Below are 19574 nucleotides of genomic sequence, written 5' to 3'. Positions count from 1 at the left end.
AGCCGAAACCACTTGACACCGTCATAAAAAGCATATATACTAAGTGTTACACTGTTTAAAAGTGTATTAAATATGTCATAAAGTTTCCGTGCAGCCGGGGAGATAGCGGTGCCCTGTACCTGCAATCCGCTATAGCAGGGGTGATGTCTTGCCTCGGATCCTTCATTGTAGGGCTGCCCTTTATAAGTGATGTTGACGTCTGGGTCTTACGCAACAAGAATTTGTGAACCGTGTCAGGTCAGGAATGGAGCAGCACTAAGCAAAACCTCTTGTGTGCCGTAAGGCTACCTGGGCCGAGTTAACTGTAAAGGTAACGCCTATGAGGAGGATACAAAGTAAGACGCACGGAATTTAAATAAGAATCGAACCCTCACTTGGCAGAGGGTTTTTTTATTATAGGAAAGTCCATGCCGGTAATGTATGAAAGTATATAATTATATGAATAGATACATATTCTTCAAAGACATCAGATATCGCTCCATAAGACTGGGAATTTTATGGTAATTTAGTCCTATTAGAATCGAATTTTATCGTATTAGGGAAATTTTTGCTTTCCGTAATAGCAAATATGGATTATAATAAGGTTAGATTAAGCATTATAATAAGATTAGATTAAGGGAGAAAAATAGAAAAAAGTATATGAACTTAATTCTATAGAGGTGACTAAATGGCAACGAATCTTAACTTAAATGCGGTAAACCAAATTACAAAAGGTTCATTCCTATATGAACAAAATCAGAAAGTAAATACCATAAGTTTAATTCTAAAAGGAAGAGTTCTTGTCTATAATAATGGGATAAAGACTCTTATGGGATCGGGTAGTTTTCTTGGTGTCAGCGATTTTTATCAAGGAAATTTTGTTAGTAATTACATTGCATATGAGAATCTTGTAATTTATGTTTTTCCCATTACCAGTATTGAAGAAATTGAGAATATTATAAATGTGAATAAAGATTATAGTGGTCTTATGGTAGCATATTTAAACAAATATCTTTTTGAGCTTAATAAAACAGAGACAGCACTTAGAAAATGTGCGGATAGTATATATATGTTCGTGAAAGAAAAGTATGAGGATTATATCAGAATATGCAGACAGAGCGGGTTTACCCCCGTTTCTATCAGAGGAATCTCTGAAATTGAAAATTATGATTCAGATAATATTCTTGATAGAAATAAAATAAACTATTATGTGGAGTGTACTAAAATTCCTAATGATATTCAAAAAGATTTCTTTTCCTATAGCAATCAGGTTACATTATATCATGTGAGTGATCAATCTGAAATTATTGGATTACAGAATAAAGAATGTATCCAATTAGTTACGTTTATCAGCAAGTTTTTTGAAGCACTAATTAATAAAGATACGGATTGTTTATATAAAACAATTGCCAAACTTGCACTTGATATTGCTTCTAATGGCGGAAGAAATGAAGAACTCCTATCTATGATAGATGAAATTGTTGAGCATATTAATAGTACTGAAAAGCTATTTGTAGAGAAATCAGGATATAAACTGGATGCAGACAGAGAGAAGATGGAAGAAATCTATTTCATGCTGATCACTGGCGGTAAAAAAGATTCTGTAAGCACAGAAACACAGATGAAATATACAAACCAGGATGCAGAAACAGCTATGAATGATATGAAGGATTCTTTAAAACAAATTCTTGATTATTCAGAACTGGAAGAGGGTAGGGCACAAGAAGTTACGAAGTTAATTATCAATTTTAATAATTTAGTTGATAAAACATCTACGGAAGATAAGATCAGGACACTTAGAAGAAGAATATCAGAAGCTTTTTATGAGATTTATCAAAAAGTATTTTTAAAGGCATATAAGGATGATAACGCTGGAAAAGTAATTGACATGTTCTTAAAATATGGTTTTATGGATGAAAATCTTCTAACAAAAGATCAATGTATTGAACTCTATTATTTGCAGGATGAAAATAATAGAAAGGGACCTTGTAAAGTATACAACATAAAGGACTGGTTAATTGAAATTTATGAGGGAAGAAAAGAACCTTCTAAAAGTGAATTTGATTTAGATTATGCAGAAAATCTCAGGGAAATAAAGAAAACACAGAAAGTTTCTGAAAAAGAAGAGAAAGAATATCTGACAAATCCAATTCGCAAAGTAGAATATGAGATTAAAAATATGTTCCGATATAATAATAGACTTGCTAATGGACAAATTAGTATTTTTGTGCCTATTCTTTATAAAGAGAACATGAATGGATCTTTTAGCAAAACTTTTTTAACAACGGATAAAGTAAATACAACATTAATTCAACTTCTTGAGATCGATTATTCTGTTTTTTATAGAGAAGTTTTATATTATGATAAAGAAAAGGGAATCAAAAAAGAATATATTATGAAACAGGTATTCCCAGATATTATCCTTTTGCCAACAGTTGGTGTGAACTCTGTTATGTGGCAGGAAATTGACGGAAAGAAGAGAGATACAAGTGGCAGATTCTTATTTCCTATTTTCTGTGAAAGTGATTTGACGGATCTGTTTATCAAAGCACTTGGAAGATTCCGCTTTGAGTTATGCCGTACAATACAGGGAACTGCATGGAATAATATAAAAGAGAGATCATTAACATCTGAGTATGTAGATTACATTCAGTTTTATAGAAAAAACAGAGAATTAACAGAAGAAAAAAGAGAAAAACTTAAGCTTCAGATTCAAAAAGGAAAGAATAATATGAGAGAGATTTTTTTAATTGACTATATTCTGTGGGTTAAAAATGAATCACAAGGAGCCATAAGGCTAAATAAACCAGTCAGAGAAATTCTTTCCACATATTGTCCATTTTCAAAATCCATTAGAGAGAAAATGATGCTTCAACCGTTATTTGAAGAAAGTATGGCCAGGTATAATAGAGAAAAAACAAAGAAAATAAAAGATTATGATTTGCGGATCAGGGCATTAATAAAAGAAGGAATAGAAGTCCCTGTTGAAGTGGAAGAAACTCAAAAATATTATAATGATCTATAGACTTAACTTATATACCCACGACTTTGGTTGTGGGTATTCTTGCATAAGTAGTTTATAGGACAAAAATATTTAGAAAGGTAAATATGGGACTTAAATCGAAATCCTATATAAGGTAAAGATATGGATAGAGTAACAAATCTAAAAATGACCGAAATTAAAAAGTTAGTGAATGAAGATCAATATGAAGAAGCTTTAGATGTGTTAAATACAATAGATATAAGTAAATTTAAAACGGTAAAAGATTTAAGTTTATTCGCCTTTATTTATGAGAAAAACAAACACTATATGGAAGCTAAAAATATATTATTGGAAATTTACAATAAAAATAAGACAAGAAGAGTAATTCACTATCTTGTTACTATTTTTATTAAAATGAAATATTTAGAGGAAGCAGAGAAATTTTATAAGGAATATTTAATAATTGCCCCAGATGACATTGACCGCTTTGTGTTAAAATATAGGCTAGATAAAGCAGCAAATAAGCCTTATGATCAATTAATCAAAGATCTTGAAGAATTAAAAGTACAGGAATATATGGAAGAATGGTCTTATGAGCTTGCCAAATTATATCATAAATCAGGAAATAAAGAGAAATGCATTAAAGAATGTAATGATATAGTGCTTTGGTTTGGGGAAGGAATTATTGTTGAAAAGGCAAAATTATTAAAAGAATATTATTTGGGTGATTATGAAACAATGGATGCCCTGTGTGCCAAAAAGCAGGAGAAAGAAGATAAAACAGAAGAAATTAATATAAATCAAGAAGCAGAAGGCAGAACAGAAGAAACTGATATAAATCAAGAAGCAGAAGGCAGAACAGAAGAAACTGATATAAATCAAGAAGCAGAAGGCAGAACAGAAGAAACTGATATAAATAAGGAAGAAGAAAACAAAATAGATCAAATTAATATAAGTAAAGCAGAAGAAAATAATACTGAAATAATTAAAGAGGCACAAGAGTATGATGATATTAATATTAAAATAGAAGACACTAAGTTAAAGAACATTCTGGGCAGTTTTCTGGAAGTAGATGGTTTGAAGGAGCAAATTATTACTGTCCTGGAAAATTATTCAGAAACGAACAAACACCTGATTATTACAGGTTTGGATAGGTGTGGAAAAACGAGTCTTGCAAAAAAACTATTGACAGCTTTCTTTAAGATGGGTTATATTAAGACAGCTAAAATTGCTAAAATAGAGAGCAATAAATTAAACCAGCTGAATTTAGAAGAGAAATATGAAAAGCTTTTAGGAAGATGCTTAATTGTTGAAAATGCAGGTTCGTTAAGCTATGCATCTTTAGAACAATTAATCTGCCTTATGAATCAATTTGGAGAAGAAATTATTGTCATATTAGAAGATAAAATAGAGGAAATGAACCAATTAATATTAGATAATCCAGAGCTATTAAAACTAATACATCAAAGAATAGATATCCCGGAATATGGTTTGGAAGAATTAATAAACTTTGTAACGGAATCCTTATTAAAAGAAGAATATGTACTTGATGAAGATGCAAAGATAAAATTATATGAGATAGGGAATAAACTTATCAAGAAGAAAAAGCCAGAGGAAAGATTAGGTGGCTTATTCCAGGTCGTAAATAAAGGAAAAGAATTAGCAGAGCAAAGAGGTATATTAAATCTAGGCAAAATTGCAGAAAAAGGGGATTATGAGAAGCTGGATTTATTTAAAATCAAAGCAGAAGATTTGATATTTGATTAATAGCCTTTTTGAACAATATAAAAGGAGGAATATGATGGAAACAGGTACAAGTCAAACAATATATGTAATTGGGCATATTAATCCTGATACAGATTCAATATGTTCAGCTATTGCATATGCTGAATTAAAGAGGAAAATAACTGGAGGTATGTATAAGGCAAAGAGGGCCGGTCAAATTAATTCGGAAACAAGATTTGTATTAGATCGATTTAAGATGAATCCACCAGGATATCTTCCGGATGTACGAACACAAGTCAGAGATGTTGAAATAAGGCAGGTTGAAGGGGCAAAGAATAATATATCTTTAAAGAAAGCCTGGGAATATATGAGTGAAAATAATATTTCAACATTACCGATTGTAAAAGAGGGTGAAGTTTTAGAAGGTCTCATTACTATAGGTGATATTGCACGGTCATATATGGATATATATGACAACAAAGTATTGGCAACAGCAAAAACACCATATATAAATATTATTGAAACATTAAATGGTGAAATCATTGTTGGAGATAAAAATGCTTATCTATCCCAAGGCAAAGTCTTAATTGCAGCAGCAAATCCGGATATGATGGAAAATTATATTGAAGAGCATGATGTAGTGATTTTAGGAAATCGCTATGAGTCACAATTATGCGCTATTGAAATGAATGCAGACTGTGTTATCGTATGTGAAGGCGCAACGATTTCCAAGACAATCACCAAGTTAGCACAAGATAAGGCATGTACCATAATTAGAACTCCATATGATACATTTACAGTAGCCAGATTGATCAATCAAAGTATGCCAATTAATTTCTTTATGAGAAATGAGGATTTAATTACATTTACAAAAGATCATTTTATCGATGAAATAAGAGAAATCATGGCAAAAAAGCGTTTTAGGGATTTCCCCATCGTAGATGGAGAAGGAAAACTAATAGGTATGATCTCCAGACGTAATTTATTAGGAGCCAAAAGAAAACCTTTAATTTTAGTGGATCATAATGAAAAATCACAGGCTGTAGATGGGCTTGAAGAAGCAGAGGTTCTGGAAATAATAGATCATCATAGACTTGGCAGCATTGAAACAATGAGCCCGGTATTCTTTCGTAATCAGCCACTTGGATGTACAGCCACTATTATCTATCAAATGTATAGGGAGAATAATGTGTCAATTGAGCCTAATATTGCAGGGTTATTATGTTCAGCGATTATATCAGATACGTTAGTATACCGTTCTCCAACTTGTACTGCAGTCGATAAAGAGGCAGCAGAAGATTTAGCAAAAATTGCTGGTATAGACGTGGCGGAGTATGCGAAAGAAATGTTTGCAGCAGGAAGTAATCTGCTAAATAGATCCCCTGAAGAAATTTTCTATCAAGATTTTAAGAAATTTACAGCAAGTGATGTGGTGTTTGGAGTTGGACAAATTAATTCCATGAATGCAGATGAGCTTGAGGCAATTAAAGGAAAACTGGTTCCTTATATGGAAAAAGCATTTAGAGACCATGAAGTATCAATGATATTCTTTATGTTAACCAATATTATAGAAGAATCAACAGAGCTGCTTTTCGAAGGTAATGGTGCCAAGGAAGTAGTGAGGGATGCCTTTAGAATCCGTGAGGAAAATGATAAGATATTCTTAAAAGGTGTGGTATCCAGAAAGAAACAATTAATACCGGCACTTATGTCATCTCTTCAAAAAGATAATTAAAAAATCCCCAATATAATCATATTGGGGATTACAGGTCAAAATTTAAACTGAATCCGTACGTCACTATTTAATTTTTTCCCACCTTTCGATTTTACATTTTTAGTAACATGTAAAATATAGGATTCATTCTGGGCATAAGGTTCAAGTGGTTCTATTTCTATACAATTATTAACAGCATCATAACGGATAGCTGTCTTTAAGGGAGCTTGGTTAAGAGTTGTCACGTATAAATTCACATTGTTTACACTTTGGGGATTTAAGGGAATGTTAAATTTAATTCGCCACACGAATTTACCTGTTTTAAATTTTAAGTTCTGTTTGATTTTTTCTTTAACAATACCAGAAGAAGATTGGATATCAAGATAATTCATTTGCATCTAGCATCACCTCTTTTGTTTTAAAGCTAATCCAAATTAATATTAAAGTATGTATAATATTTCGGCATTTCATGATAAAATGTTAATAGATCTAATTGAAATTATTATATGTAAAAAAAGGAAATTATTATGTCGAAAGAATTTTGGAAACCGGGAAATATGGTCTATCCTCTGCCAGTTGTAATGGTTAGCTGTAAAGATAAAGATCATAAAGCCAATATCATAACCGTAGCCTGGACAGGAACAATCTGTACCAATCCATCTATGGTGTATATATCAGTAAGACCAGAGCGTTATTCTTATGATATCATAAAGAATTCAGGCGAATTTGTTATTAATCTGACCACGAAAGAATTAGTAAAAAAAGTGGATTTTTGTGGTGTTAGATCAGGTCGGGACGTAGATAAGTTTAAAGAAATGGATTTGACACAGGAACCTGGAAAGATCGTTAGTGCACCAATGATTAAGGAATCACCAGTAAATATTGAATGCAGGGTAAAAGATATTATTCCATTGGGATCTCATGATATGTTTATTGGAGAGGTTGTTGGAGTCAATGTAGATGGTAAATTTATGAATAAAAATAATAAATTTGAACTAGATAAAGCAAACCCCATTGTTTACTCACATGGAGAATATTATTCTCTGGGAGAACGTTTAGGCAGTTTTGGTTACTCTGTGAAAAAACGGGCAAAATAAGTTATAGGATATATGAGGTTTTATAATGAAAAATATAGTATTAATTGGGATGCCAGGTGCGGGAAAAAGCACAATAGGAGTTATATTAGCAAAGGTATTAGGATTTCAGTTCATAGATACCGATTTAGTGATACAGGAAAGAGAAAATAGACTTTTAAAAGATATTATTAAAGAAGAAGGACTAGAAAATTTCATAAAGATTGAAGACAGAATTAATCAAAGCATTCAGGCCACCAAGGCAGTAATATCCCCTGGAGGAAGTGTAGTATATGGCGAAAAGGCGATGGAGCATTTTAGAGAAACAGGGATCGTCGTATACATAAAGCTAAGTTTTGAGACAGTACAAAAAAGGCTTGGAAATATTAAAAAGAGAGGAGTTGTTTTAAAGGAAAATCAGAGTTTAAAAGATTTATATTTGGAAAGATGTCCTTTATATGAGAAGTGTGCTCATATTATAATAGATGCAGAAAATATGGATATAGAATCCGTTATGGAAAAGATTAAAAATGAAGTAGAAATATATACCAAATAAGATTGTTAGGAATTACACAATTAAAAGTTTACAAATTTAAACTTTGTGGTATAATCATATTTAGAAAAAAATAAACAATTAGAGTGACGTATTATGTCCATTTTATAATAAAATCAGAGGTGCGCAATGGAGCAATATATAATTAAGGGTGGAAGGCCATTAGTTGGTGAAGTTACGATTGGTGGGGCAAAGAATGCCGCGTTAGGAATTTTGGCAGCAGCAATCATGACTAATGATACCGTAACAATAGAAAATTTACCCAATGTTAGAGATATCAATGTCTTATTACAGGCTATAGAGGGAATTGGAGCTAAAGTTGAAAGAGTAAATAGCAATATAGTTAAAATAAATGGAAGTCAAATTGGTTCTGTAAGTATTGATTATGAATTTATCCGCAAAATACGTGCATCTTATTACTTATTAGGTGCATTATTAGGAAAATATAAAAAAGCTCAAGTAGCACTTCCTGGTGGATGTAATATTGGCAGCAGGCCAATTGATCAACATATTAAAGGATTTGAAGCATTAGGGGCAAAAGTTAATATTGAACATGGTATGATAGATGCCCATGCCAAAGAATTAATAGGTAAACATATTTACCTGGATGTGGTAAGCGTGGGAGCAACTATTAATATTATGCTGGCTTCATGTTTAGCAGATGGTAAAACTACACTGGAAAATGCGGCGAAAGAGCCACACATTGTAGATGTAGCCAATTTTTTAAACAGTATGGGTGCAGATATTAAAGGTGCTGGTACCGATGTAATTAAGATTACCGGAGTGAAAGAATTAAAAGGAAGTGAATATTCTATTATTCCAGATCAGATTGAAGCAGGCACTTTTATGCTGGCTGCTGCAGCAACACACGGAGATGTTCTAGTCAAGAATGTAATACCAAAGCATTTAGAAGCAATTACTGCCAAACTCGTAGAAATTGGTGCTCAGGTTGAAGAATTTGATGATTCTGTTCGAGTTGTTGCCACAAAAAGATTGGGTCATACTCATATCAAGACATTGCCATATCCCGGGTTCCCAACAGATATGCAGCCACAGATGGCCAGTTTATTGGCTGTATCAAAAGGGACAAGTATTGTAACAGAAAGTATCTTTGAAAATAGATTTAAATATGTAGATGAACTGTCAAGAATGGGAGCAACTGTTAAAGTGGAAGGTAATTCAGCTATTATCGATGGAGTTAAGGGATTAACAGGTGCTGTTGTAAGTGCTCCGGATTTGAGAGCAGGTGCAGCCTTAGTCATTGCCGGATTAGTAGCAGAGGGATTTACCATTGTTGATCAAATTGAATATATTGAAAGAGGATACGAAGATTTTGATGAGAAGTTACAAGGTCTGGGAGCTCGTATGGAAAAGGTAGATATAGAAGATGAGAAAGCCGTTAAAAAATTTAAATTAAAAGTCAGCTGATTATAATAATATATAAGGACTATTTTTTAAGGTACAGCCTATTAGGATTAAATTCGAAATAGGCTGTATTTTAAAAGATAGTCCTATTTAATATTTGTTAAGTGAAAGATCCAGTGAATCTCGGCCTGCATAGACACTACTTGTGGTCCAAGAAGCCGGTTTGGGGGATAAAAATGGTTATATTACTTCCATTATTGATATGTCAGGATGCTTTGATAAATCGATGAATGATTTACCAATCTGTATGATTGGTTTTGTCAATGCATTTTTATTAAGCATTACAATCTTCCCTTTTTGTCCAGTGCTTAATCGCACATCGTTATGCATATATGTCTGAACGATTCCATCAAGAAAAGTCAGAAGATAATGAGGATCATATTTTTGATATCCCTCTGCCTCAAAAAGTTCAATTACTTCAAATGGGCATAAAGGCCCCCTGTATACCCTGGCAGAAGTCATGGCATCATATACATCAGCTATGGCAACTATCTTTGCGAAGTCATCTATTTGATCTCCAATCAATGCATTTGGATAACCACTTCCATCACAGCGCTCGTGATGCATTAACGCGGAATTAATTATTCTTTGATCCAGAGTCTTATTTTTAAGGATATTATAACCTTTGATGGTATGCATTTTAACAGCCAGAAATTCAACATCTGTAAGTTTAGATGGTTTTTTAATAATTTTTGCAGGTACTTTAATTTTACCTATATCATGAAGTAAACCACAAGTCGTCAAGACACGTATATCTTCGTCCGGAAGTTTCAACCAGCCTCCAAATACATTGCATATCAAAGAAACATTCAGTGAATGAACGTATGTAAGGTCATCAAACTTCCTTGTACTATGAAGCATATTTAAAACATGTAAACCATTGCGGCTTTCTGATAATACTTTATTTGTATGATCTAATAATTGGTCAAGGTTAAAATCTGTGTCATTCAAAACAACATCATCAATCGTAGTCTTAAAATCATTTACATTATCTTTAAAAGATGTAACAAATTTACGAAATTCCGGAGTTTTTCTTATCTGTGCTGCATGGAGTTTTGATTCTGTAGATTGGAGATTTATATCGTTGACTTTTACTTCATCTTCAATAAATACCGAAATTTCAAAAACTGAATAGAATTTTAATCTAGTAATGATACGGTCTGTCAAACATGTATTTTTCCCAATAATTAAGATGTTGTTAAATGTATAAACATCGTCAGCAGCAATCATGCCTGGTACTGCTTCACTTGCCAGTATTTTTTTGCATAACATAGTTCCACCTCGTATGATAATTTTACCATTCCCTATATAATAGTATAAGAACTGTCTTGTCAATTGTCAATTAAAAATAGGTAAATTTGTTGTATATCTGAAAAATATGTAGAAAATTACTAAAAACATACTCAAGTATTTGTAAAATTCACAAATAAAATGTATATTCATGTCATTTGTATAAGAGAAATATAAAGTATAAAAAATATAAAAATGGATAATCTTTAAATGAAATAATAAATATATGATATCATTTCTTGACAAACATCATCCTACTGTGATATATTGGTCAAGGTGTGTTCTCTAGGCAAAATGTTTAGAGTATAAGGATTAGTGTAGGATGATAGAATACTCTTCGTCAATAAGACCAAGAGTTTTTTTTGTAGATTTTTAAAATAAAAGTAATATATTTTCTTAGACTGATGCTTAAAGAGCAAAAGCGAAACAAGGAAGGAAATAATGAATGGAAACAATTAGATTTGAAGAATTAGAGATTGCAGAACCAATATTAAAAGCAATATTAGAGATGGGATTTGAACAAGCAAGTCCAATTCAGGCGAAAGCAATTCCGGCAGTATTGACCGGACAGGATATTGTTGGTCAGGCACAAACAGGAACAGGAAAAACGGCAGCTTTTGGAATTCCTCTATTACAGAGCATTGATACCAAAAGTAAGAATCTGCAAGCAGTTGTATTATGTCCAACAAGAGAATTAGCGATACAGGTTGCGGAAGAAATAAGAAAGCTGGCCAAGTTCTTGCATGGAATTAAAGTTTTACCTATTTATGGCGGACAAGAGATATCGAAACAGATTCGTTCGTTAAAAGCAGGTACGCAAGTAGTGATTGGTACTCCTGGTAGAGTAATGGATCACATGAGAAGAAAAACAGTAAAATTTGATCATGTTAAAATGATTGTACTTGATGAAGCAGATGAAATGCTGAATATGGGATTTCGCGAAGATATTGAGACAATTCTTAAAGAAATGCCTGAAGAGAGACAAACAGTTTTATTCTCAGCTACGATGCCAAAACCAATTATGGATATTGCAAGGACATATCAAAAAGATGCAACTGTTATAAAAGTAGTGAAGAAAGAACTTACAGTACCTAAGATTGAACAATATTATTATGAAGTGAAGCCTAAAAATAAGGAAGAAGTATTATCAAGACTCCTTGATATGTATGATCCCAAATTATCTCTGGTATTTTGTAATACTAAGCGTCAGGTTGATGAATTAGTAACAGCACTTCAAGGAAGAGGTTATTTTGCGGATGGACTTCATGGAGATTTAAAACAGCAGCAGCGTGATCGTGTAATGAATGGTTTTAGAAATGGTAAAACGGAGATTTTGGTAGCTACAGATGTAGCTGCAAGAGGAATCGACGTAGATGACGTAGAAGCGGTATTTAACTATGATATTCCACAGGATGATGAGTATTATGTGCATCGTATTGGACGTACAGGACGTGCAGGCAGGACTGGTAGAGCATTTACTTTTGTTGTAGGTAAAGAAGTTTATAAATTGAAAGATATACAAAGATATTGTAAAACAAAAATTATAGCGCAGCCTATACCATCCATCAATGATGTTGCAAGTACGAAAGCAGAAAAATTACTTGATAAGATTAATAATGTGATAGAAAATGAAGATTTATCGAAAATGATTGATATCATTGAAGAAAGAGTAAATCGGGAAGATTACACATCTTTAGATGTAGCGGCCGCATTTCTTAAATTGAGCATGGGTGAAAGTGAACAGATTGAGCAGAACAACCCCAACTATGAAGATTTCGGAAATACAGGAGCAGAAGCAGGGATGGTTCGTTTATTTATCAATATAGGTAAGAAACAAAATGCAAGACCAGGTGATATTCTTGGTGCTATTGCCGGCGAAACCGGAATGCCAGGAAAGCTCATTGGATCAATTGATATGTATGATAAATATACATTTGTTGAAGTCCCAAGAGAATATGCTTCAGATGTTATAAGAGTCATGGGCGAAGCTAAGATTAAGGGTAAAAGTATTAATATTGAACCTGCAAATCAAAAATAAATAAGCAAAAAGCAAAACAAGAGAGTGAACTGGGTGGATTCACTCTCTTGCTTTTATGATAGGGAAAATTAAAAAGGTGTATATTAAGTAAAGCTTGATTCAGATAAAATTTGAATTATATCTGAATGCCGGCTTACTTATCAAGGGGCATAGTAACTGGTGTCTCCCTCTTCTAAAGGGAGAGTTACATCTATAAATCTAAAACAGATATATGTATAAGAGAACTTATGCAAAATATCTATCCAGTAATCCTTTGAATGCTTTACCATGTCTTGCTTCATCCTTGGCCATTTCATGAACCGTATCATGGATGGCATCAAGGTTAGCCGCTTTTGCTCTGGAAGCTAAATCTTTCTTGCCAGCACAAGCTCCATTTTCAGCATCTACACGTAATTGTAGATTTTTCTTTGTACTATTAGTGACTACTTCACCAAGTAATTCAGCAAATTTAGCAGCATGCTCTGCTTCTTCATATGCAGCTTTTTCATAATACATACCGATTTCAGGATATCCTTCCCTGAATGCTACTCTTGCCATTGCTAAGTACATACCGACTTCAGTACATTCTCCAGTATAATTATCTCTTAAATCTTTAATAATATCTTCGCTGACACCTTGTGCAACACCTACTACATGTTCATCAGCCCAAGCCATTTCACCATCTTGCAATGTGAATTTCTCAGCAGGTGCTTTACAGATTGGACAGGCTTCTGGAGCAGAATCCCCTTCATGAACATATCCACAGATTTGACATACATATTTACTCATTTTTTATTCTCCTTTAATTATGAATTTAATTTTTGTGCAATCAGAGATTGTCTGATTCAAAGTAATAATTAATAAACTAATAATAGTAATCATTACTGTTATATACATATAATAAAACTTTACTTGAGAAATGTCAAGTAAAGTTTTAAAAATTATTTATTTTTTTTACATTCTTCACATATACCATAGAAATAAGTAACATGACCTTCAATATCTCCATTAAAGCCGACATTTGCTATGGCATTAATCTGATCGATCGATTCCATTTCAAGATCAAGTAATTTGTGACATTCTTTACATATAAAATGATTATGGGGTTCTCTATTACCATCAAAATGGTCGCATCCGTCACCGCATTCAACTTTAATAATTTCACCCTGCTCTAATAAAAAATTTAAATTACGGTAAACCGTACCTAAACTTATGTTAGGGTATTGTTCTCTTATATGCATATATATGGTATCAGCAGTAGGATGTTCTTTAGTATGGAATAAATACTCTTTAATTGCTTCCCGCTGTCTGCTAAATTTTATAGTAGTGGCCATAGTAACCTCCTTAAAATAGTAATAGTTACTATTATAATAATTGATAATGGCTTTTCTGTCAATGAAAATAATTGGTAAATAATATAATTAAAAAACAGCGTGTATATAACACGCTGTTTAAATTAATTATTGATTAATCGTTCTCTTTACATAAGTTGTGTGTAAAATTTCATGAGCTTTATGGCTACCTGGTTTTCCAAAGTAAGTATCGTATAATTCTTTCACGGCAGGATTTTCATGAGATTTTCTATACTTCATAGAAGAATCTAAATCATATAATACTTTAGCGCGTAGTGATCTAACATCTGTAAAGTTTCTGATGCTTGCAGGTACCTGAGGCATACCACCACCATTTACACATCCACCAGGGCATCCCATGATTTCAATAAAGTGATAATCAGCTTCACCAGATTCTACCTTTGTTAAAAGCTCTTTTGCATTGCTAAGGCCAGATGCAACAGCAACTTTAACATCCATACCAGCCACATTATAAGTAGCTTCTTTGATTCCGGCAATGCCTCGTACATCAGTAAAATCTAAATTTGCTAATTCTTCTCCTGTTAATGTTTCAACAGCAGTTCTAAGGGCTGCTTCCATAACACCGCCAGTTGCACCAAAGATAACAGCTGCACCAGTGGAAATACCTAATGGTTGATCAAAATCTTCGTCTGGCAGGGATAAGAAGTTAATACCGGCACGATCAATCATTCTGCTAAGTTCGCGAACGGTTAATGAAACATCCACATCTGGAACACCAGCTGCATCTTGATCTTCACGGCCAACTTCAAATTTCTTGGCAGTACATGGCATAATTGCCACAGAGAAGATATCTTTCGGATCAATACCTAATTTTTCTGCATAATAAGTTTTAATCGTTGCACCAAACATTTGCATTGGTGATTTACAGCTGGATAAATTCTCTGTCATATCTGGGAAATAGTGCTCACAATATTTAATCCATCCTGGAGAACAAGATGTGATTAAGGGAAGTTTGCCACCATTTTGTACACGGTCAAGGAATTCATGAGCTTCTTCCATAATAGTAAGATCAGCTGCCAGATCAGTATCAAATACTTTATCAAAGCCTAAACGGCGAAGAGCAGCTACCATTTTCCCTTCTACATTTGTGCCAATAGGAAGACCGAATTCTTCACCCAGACCGGCACGAACAGATGGAGCGGTTTGTACAATAACATATTTTGCAGGATCTGCAATCGCTGAAAATACTTCAGCAGTATTATCTTTCTCAGAAATTGCTCCAGTCGGACAGACTGCAATACATTGTCCACAGGATACACAACTGGTATCACCAAGTCCCATATCAAATGCAGATGCAATGGTAGTCTTAAATCCACGTTCATTTGGTCCAATTACACCAACTGCCTGAATCTTTTCACAAACAGCAGAACAACGTCTGCAAAGAATACATTTATTGTTATCGCGATACATGTGAGCCGCCGAATAATCAATTTCATATTCATTCTTTTCGCCATCGTATAAGCTTTCGTTATCTACGCCAAAGTCTTTTGATAATTTTTGTAATTCACAATTACCACTTCTAACGCAGGACAAACATTTTCTGTCATGATCAGAAAGAATTAATTCTAAAGTCTTCTTTCTTGATTCTAGTACTTTAGGGGTATTTGTCCAAACTTCCATTCCCTCGTTAACTGGATAAACACAGGAAGCGACAAGACTTCTTGCACCTTTTACTTCAACAACACAGATACGGCAGGCACCAATTTCGTTAATCTCTTTTAAATAGCAAAGAGTTGGAATATCGATATGAGCCAGTCTGGCAGCTTCTAGAATGGTTGAACCCTTTGGTGCAGCTACATCGACACCATTTATTTTAATATTTACGGTTTCCATTATTAACCTCCTTAAAGAATCTAATCTATCGGTATTAGTGTTTGGAAATAGCACCAAATTTACATTTTTCCATACAAGCGCCACATTTAACACATTTATCTTGATATATTACATGAATTTCTTTTACTTTGCCTTCAATTGCTCCGTTTGGACATACTCTTGAACATAAAGTACAACCTTTACATTTATCCGGATCAATTACGAAGGAGAGTAAATCTTTACATACTCCGGCTGGACATTTTTTATCTACAACATGAGCTATGTACTCATCTTTAAAGTAACGGAGTGTAGATAGAACAGGGTTTGGAGCTGTTTGGCCTAAACCACAAAGAGAATTCTCTTTGATGTGATAGCATAATTCTTCTAATTTATCGATATCTTCCAGAGTACCCTGACCTTTTGTAATCTTATCAAGCATTTCATACATTCTCTTGGTACCAATTCTACATGGTGTACATTTACCACAGGATTCATCAACAGTAAATTCTAAGAAGAATTTAGCTATATCTACCATACAGTTGTCTTCATCCATAACGATAAGACCACCGGAACCCATCATGGATCCAATTTCAATAAGGTTATCATAGTCGATTGGAATATCAAAATGTTCTACAGGAATACATCCGCCGGAAGGTCCACCAGTTTGTGCTGCTTTAAACTTCTTGCCATTAGGAATGCCGCCGCCGATTTGCTCTACTACTTCACGTAATGTAGTACCCATAGGAATTTCTACAAGACCAGTATTTTTGATCTTACCACCAAGGGCAAATACTTTAGTTCCTTTTGATTTTTCAGTACCCATCGCTGCAAACCATTCTGCGCCATTTAATATAATTTGAGGAATATTTGCATAAGTTTCAACGTTATTTAAAATGGTTGGCTTACCAAAAAGACCTTTTTGTGCCGGGAATGGAGGACGTGGACGAGGTTCTCCTCGGTTACCTTCGATGGAAGTCATAAGAGCTGTTTCTTCACCACATACGAATGCACCTGCACCGAGACGTAAGCCGATATCAAAGCTGAAATCTGTACCAAAAATGTTTTTGCCTAAAAGTCCATATTCTCTTGCCTGAGCAATGGCAATCTCTAAACGATCTACGGCAATTGGATATTCTGCACGTACATATATGTAACCTTGAGAGGCACCAATTGCATAACCTGCGATTGCCATGGCTTCTAATACCACATGAGGATCACCCTCTAATACGGAACGATCCATGAATGCACCCGGATCCCCTTCGTCAGCATTACAGCATACATATTTTTGATCTGCATCATTACCTTTTGCAAGTTTCCATTTTAATCCTGTAGGGAAGCCGCCGCCTCCACGGCCACGAAGACCACTGTCTAAAATTGTTTGGATTACTTCATCCGGTGTGTATTCAGTTAATACTTTACCTAAAGCCTCATATCCATGAGTACCAATATACTCTTCAATATTCTCAGGATTAATGACACCACAGTTACGTAAAGCGATTCTGTGCTGTTTCTTATAAAAATCAGTTTCATTTAATGATTTAATGCCATCTTCCGTAACAGTTTCATTATATAATAACCGGGTAACAATTCTACCTTTTGCCAAGTGCTCTGAAACAATTTCAGGGATATCATCTTCTTTTACCATTGAGTAGAAAGTTGCTTCAGGGTATATAATCATAATTGGTCCTAACGCACATAAACCGAAGCAACCTGTTTGTACCACAGATACTTCTTTCGATAGACCATTTTTCTCTATTTCTGCTTGTAGGGTATCAATAATCTTATGACTTCCAGAAGAAGTACATCCAGTACCACCACAAACTAAGACGTGTGAACGATACATGCTCTAAATCCTCCCTTCGGAATTAATTGTGTATTTACTTACGATCTGACCGCGAATAAGGTGCTGCTCTAAAACCTCGAGAGCTTTTTCTGGTGTCATCTTTATATAAGTAACTTTATCTTTACCTGGTTCCATAACTTCAACAATAGGTTCGTACTGGCATAGACCAATACAACCTGTTTGAGTAACAGATATATTAGTTAAATTCTTGGTCTGAACTGCATCAGAAAGAGTAGTCAATACAGGTCTTGCCCCGCTGGCAATTCCACATGTTGCCATACCAACAACAACTCTTGTTTGATTAGCATCTTCAGAACGTAAGCCAACTTGACCTTGCATCTTTTCTCTAATTGCTTTTAACTCTTCTAGAGTCTTCATATAGTATCCTCCTCGTTATTTTTTGACTTAAGTCAATCCTGTTAAATAATTGACAAACATAATTTAAATAAAAGGGCCCGAATAAATTTATGCCAAATTAATAAGATATATCAACCCATAATTAAAAAAATCTTCCATTGTTAACTTCATCTTGGTTCTCACGTAAAAAATCTTTAATATATTCAGAAATTTCTGGAATGTTAAAAGGTACATCACCAAGGATTTTACGAAATTCACGAGTGTCTAAGATAAAGCTTTTATTATCTACAGTGTAAGAATACAAAAAATCAATATCAGTATTAAATGTTATTAAAGTATGAACAGTACTTGTCATATCTCCAAGGGGCATCCTGTCTATATGGGATAGTGAAAATATTGCCGTCACACTGGTACCCTTACCTGGATCTGAATCGATACGAAAAACTCCGCCGGTGCTCTGGGCTGCATATTTGAAAAAAGGAATTCCAAGTCCCACCGACCTGGTAGTACGTGTTGTAAAAAAAGGATCTTCTACTTTTTTTAATTGTTCCTTTGACATGCCGAGACCGTTGTCCAGTATTTCAATTAACAATTGATCTTGCATAGTATTAATTGAAACAGTTATCTGTATAAGGCTCGATTTAGCACGTATAGAATTTTGCGCCACATCTAATACATTAAGTGAAAGTTCTGTCATCATAATCTATGTATCACTTACTCATATTTCTTAAGTATACCAGATATGTCGTCAACAGTTAATCGTCCATAAACATCTTCATTGACAGTAAGAACAGGAGCCAGGCCACATGCACCAATACAGCGGCAGGCTTCCAATGAGAATTTACCATCTGGTGTACATTCACCACCATCAATGTGAAGCAAGTCTTTTAACTTATTGTAAAGATCACCGGAGCCTTTTACATAGCAAGCGGTACCAAGACAGACAGAAATCTTATACTTTCCTTTTGGGCTTAATGAGAATTGTGAATAGAAAGTAACTACACCATAGATTTTTTCTAAAGGAATATCCATCTCATTAGATATCATGGTTTGTACTTCAATTGGTAAGTAACCATAAATGTTCTGTGCCTGTTGTAAGATTGGCATTAAAGCACCTTTGTCATCTTTATGTGCATTAATGACTTTAAGTAGTTCCGACTCTTGCTCTTTTGTTCCTGCAAAAGGGACTGTGTTTGTTTTGGAACTCATTTTTAAACCTCCTTGATTAATAGCTTTTTTAATTCTAAGTTAATATCGACCGGTATTTGTAATTCTCTGTCGATAAGTAACAACAGTATATCATGTATTTGATAAAAAATCTACATTTTAATGACTTATTATGGTGGAAATAATGTATTTTTTTATGAAATACTAATAAATCGTAATGATGAATACTGGTTGAAAACTGGAGGGGTTAATGCTATACTTAG

General features: G+C 33.9%; 16 protein-coding genes and 1 other RNA gene. 8 read left to right on the top strand and 9 right to left on the bottom strand.

The genetic code is table 11. The features are described 5' to 3' along the window. The first annotated feature begins 86 nt into the window (after window positions 1-86). From ffs to EDD66_RS02815, 4 genes are all read left to right on the top strand, one after another. Window positions 87-348, top strand: an RNA gene (gene ffs / locus EDD66_RS02830) — signal recognition particle sRNA large type. Between the two features lie 319 nt (window positions 349-667). Then, on the top strand, window positions 668-3004 hold the full coding sequence (locus tag EDD66_RS02825; protein WP_123608029.1) for a cyclic nucleotide-binding domain-containing protein: 2337 nt from the start codon (window positions 668-670) through the stop codon (window positions 3002-3004). Window positions 3005-3124: 120 nt separating this feature from the next. Beyond that, complete coding sequence (locus tag EDD66_RS02820) at window positions 3125-4729, top strand: hypothetical protein (RefSeq protein WP_123608028.1); 1605 nt, start codon at window positions 3125-3127, stop codon at window positions 4727-4729. Window positions 4730-4763: 34 nt separating this feature from the next. Then, entirely contained in the window at window positions 4764-6422 is a 1659-nt protein-coding gene (locus EDD66_RS02815) for a putative manganese-dependent inorganic diphosphatase (protein WP_330510797.1), read from the top strand. Between the two features lie 35 nt (window positions 6423-6457). Here the strand turns inward: EDD66_RS02815 and EDD66_RS02810 are convergent, their stop codons facing one another. Continuing rightward, a complete protein-coding gene (locus EDD66_RS02810) occupies window positions 6458-6799 on the bottom strand; it encodes an Ig-like domain-containing protein (protein WP_123608026.1) in 342 nt (113 codons plus the stop codon). 129 nt (window positions 6800-6928) lie between these two features. On the opposite strand from EDD66_RS02810, the gene EDD66_RS02805 reads away from it, so the two are divergent. The 3 genes from EDD66_RS02805 (at window position 6929) to EDD66_RS02795 (ending at window position 9455) form a co-directional block, all read left to right on the top strand. Next, window positions 6929-7498 (top strand): flavin reductase family protein, encoded by a 570-nt coding sequence (locus tag EDD66_RS02805; protein ID WP_123608025.1) that lies wholly within the window; start codon window positions 6929-6931, stop codon window positions 7496-7498. Between the two features lie 25 nt (window positions 7499-7523). Next, a complete protein-coding gene (locus EDD66_RS02800) occupies window positions 7524-8030 on the top strand; it encodes a shikimate kinase (protein ID WP_123608024.1) in 507 nt (168 codons plus the stop codon). A gap of 126 nt (window positions 8031-8156) precedes the next feature. Continuing rightward, window positions 8157-9455, top strand: coding sequence for a UDP-N-acetylglucosamine 1-carboxyvinyltransferase (locus EDD66_RS02795; protein ID WP_123608023.1), 1299 nt, complete (start codon window positions 8157-8159; stop codon window positions 9453-9455). A gap of 177 nt (window positions 9456-9632) precedes the next feature. On the opposite strand, the gene EDD66_RS02790 is transcribed toward EDD66_RS02795, so the two are convergent. Continuing rightward, window positions 9633-10724 (bottom strand): HD-GYP domain-containing protein, encoded by a 1092-nt coding sequence (locus EDD66_RS02790; protein ID WP_123608022.1) that lies wholly within the window; start codon window positions 10722-10724, stop codon window positions 9633-9635. A gap of 463 nt (window positions 10725-11187) precedes the next feature. Here EDD66_RS02790 and EDD66_RS02785 point away from each other — a divergent pair, with 463 nt between their 5' ends. Continuing rightward, complete coding sequence (locus EDD66_RS02785; RefSeq protein ID WP_123608021.1) at window positions 11188-12780, top strand: DEAD/DEAH box helicase; 1593 nt, start codon at window positions 11188-11190, stop codon at window positions 12778-12780. A 225-nt stretch (window positions 12781-13005) separates the two neighbouring features. On the opposite strand, the gene EDD66_RS02780 is transcribed toward EDD66_RS02785, so the two are convergent. The 7 genes from EDD66_RS02780 to EDD66_RS02750 all read right to left on the bottom strand — a co-directional run bounded on the left by EDD66_RS02780 (window position 13006) and on the right by EDD66_RS02750 (window position 19353). Beyond that, a complete protein-coding gene (locus EDD66_RS02780; RefSeq protein WP_123608020.1) occupies window positions 13006-13548 on the bottom strand; it encodes an NADH peroxidase in 543 nt (180 codons plus the stop codon). A 152-nt stretch (window positions 13549-13700) separates the two neighbouring features. Continuing rightward, on the bottom strand, window positions 13701-14093 hold the full coding sequence (locus EDD66_RS02775; protein ID WP_123608019.1) for a Fur family transcriptional regulator: 393 nt from the start codon (window positions 14091-14093) through the stop codon (window positions 13701-13703). Window positions 14094-14219: 126 nt separating this feature from the next. After that, window positions 14220-15965 carry an NADH-dependent [FeFe] hydrogenase, group A6 gene (locus EDD66_RS02770; protein WP_123608018.1) on the bottom strand — a complete coding sequence of 582 codons (1746 nt, stop codon included), beginning with the start codon at window positions 15963-15965 and terminating at the stop codon, window positions 14220-14222. Between the two features lie 34 nt (window positions 15966-15999). Beyond that, window positions 16000-17787 (bottom strand): NADH-quinone oxidoreductase subunit NuoF, encoded by a 1788-nt coding sequence (locus EDD66_RS02765; RefSeq protein ID WP_123608017.1) that lies wholly within the window; start codon window positions 17785-17787, stop codon window positions 16000-16002. 3 nt (window positions 17788-17790) lie between these two features. Next, window positions 17791-18165: a (2Fe-2S) ferredoxin domain-containing protein gene (locus EDD66_RS02760; RefSeq protein WP_123608016.1), complete on the bottom strand. Its 375-nt coding sequence runs from the start codon at window positions 18163-18165 to the stop codon at window positions 17791-17793. Window positions 18166-18286: 121 nt separating this feature from the next. Next, on the bottom strand, window positions 18287-18844 hold the full coding sequence (locus tag EDD66_RS02755) for an ATP-binding protein (protein ID WP_123608015.1): 558 nt from the start codon (window positions 18842-18844) through the stop codon (window positions 18287-18289). A 14-nt stretch (window positions 18845-18858) separates the two neighbouring features. Further along, complete coding sequence (locus tag EDD66_RS02750; RefSeq protein ID WP_123608014.1) at window positions 18859-19353, bottom strand: NADH-quinone oxidoreductase subunit NuoE family protein; 495 nt, start codon at window positions 19351-19353, stop codon at window positions 18859-18861. Window positions 19354-19574: the final 221 nt, after the last annotated feature.

Source organism: Mobilisporobacter senegalensis, assembly GCF_003752155.1.
Classification (GTDB): Bacteria; Bacillota; Clostridia; order Lachnospirales; family Lachnospiraceae; genus Mobilisporobacter; species Mobilisporobacter senegalensis.
This window is presented reverse-complemented; position numbering and strand designations above follow the sequence as displayed.

Coding starts and splice junctions, on each gene's coding strand:
- EDD66_RS02780 (WP_123608020.1), bottom strand. CDS start 13,548: ATGAGTAAATATGTATGTCAAATCTGTGGATATGTTCATGAAGGGGAT.
- EDD66_RS02820 (WP_123608028.1), top strand. CDS start 3,125: ATGGATAGAGTAACAAATCTAAAAATGACCGAAATTAAAAAGTTAGTG.
- EDD66_RS02750 (WP_123608014.1), bottom strand. CDS start 19,353: ATGAGTTCCAAAACAAACACAGTCCCTTTTGCAGGAACAAAAGAGCAA.
- EDD66_RS02760 (WP_123608016.1), bottom strand. CDS start 18,165: ATGAAGACTCTAGAAGAGTTAAAAGCAATTAGAGAAAAGATGCAAGGT.
- EDD66_RS02755 (WP_123608015.1), bottom strand. CDS start 18,844: ATGATGACAGAACTTTCACTTAATGTATTAGATGTGGCGCAAAATTCT.
- EDD66_RS02790 (WP_123608022.1), bottom strand. CDS start 10,724: ATGTTATGCAAAAAAATACTGGCAAGTGAAGCAGTACCAGGCATGATT.
- EDD66_RS02770 (WP_123608018.1), bottom strand. CDS start 15,965: ATGGAAACCGTAAATATTAAAATAAATGGTGTCGATGTAGCTGCACCA.
- EDD66_RS02825 (WP_123608029.1), top strand. CDS start 668: ATGGCAACGAATCTTAACTTAAATGCGGTAAACCAAATTACAAAAGGT.
- EDD66_RS02765 (WP_123608017.1), bottom strand. CDS start 17,787: ATGTATCGTTCACACGTCTTAGTTTGTGGTGGTACTGGATGTACTTCT.
- EDD66_RS02795 (WP_123608023.1), top strand. CDS start 8,157: ATGGAGCAATATATAATTAAGGGTGGAAGGCCATTAGTTGGTGAAGTT.
- EDD66_RS02805 (WP_123608025.1), top strand. CDS start 6,929: ATGTCGAAAGAATTTTGGAAACCGGGAAATATGGTCTATCCTCTGCCA.
- EDD66_RS02775 (WP_123608019.1), bottom strand. CDS start 14,093: ATGGCCACTACTATAAAATTTAGCAGACAGCGGGAAGCAATTAAAGAG.
- EDD66_RS02785 (WP_123608021.1), top strand. CDS start 11,188: ATGGAAACAATTAGATTTGAAGAATTAGAGATTGCAGAACCAATATTA.
- EDD66_RS02810 (WP_123608026.1), bottom strand. CDS start 6,799: ATGCAAATGAATTATCTTGATATCCAATCTTCTTCTGGTATTGTTAAA.
- EDD66_RS02815 (WP_330510797.1), top strand. CDS start 4,764: ATGGAAACAGGTACAAGTCAAACAATATATGTAATTGGGCATATTAAT.
- EDD66_RS02800 (WP_123608024.1), top strand. CDS start 7,524: ATGAAAAATATAGTATTAATTGGGATGCCAGGTGCGGGAAAAAGCACA.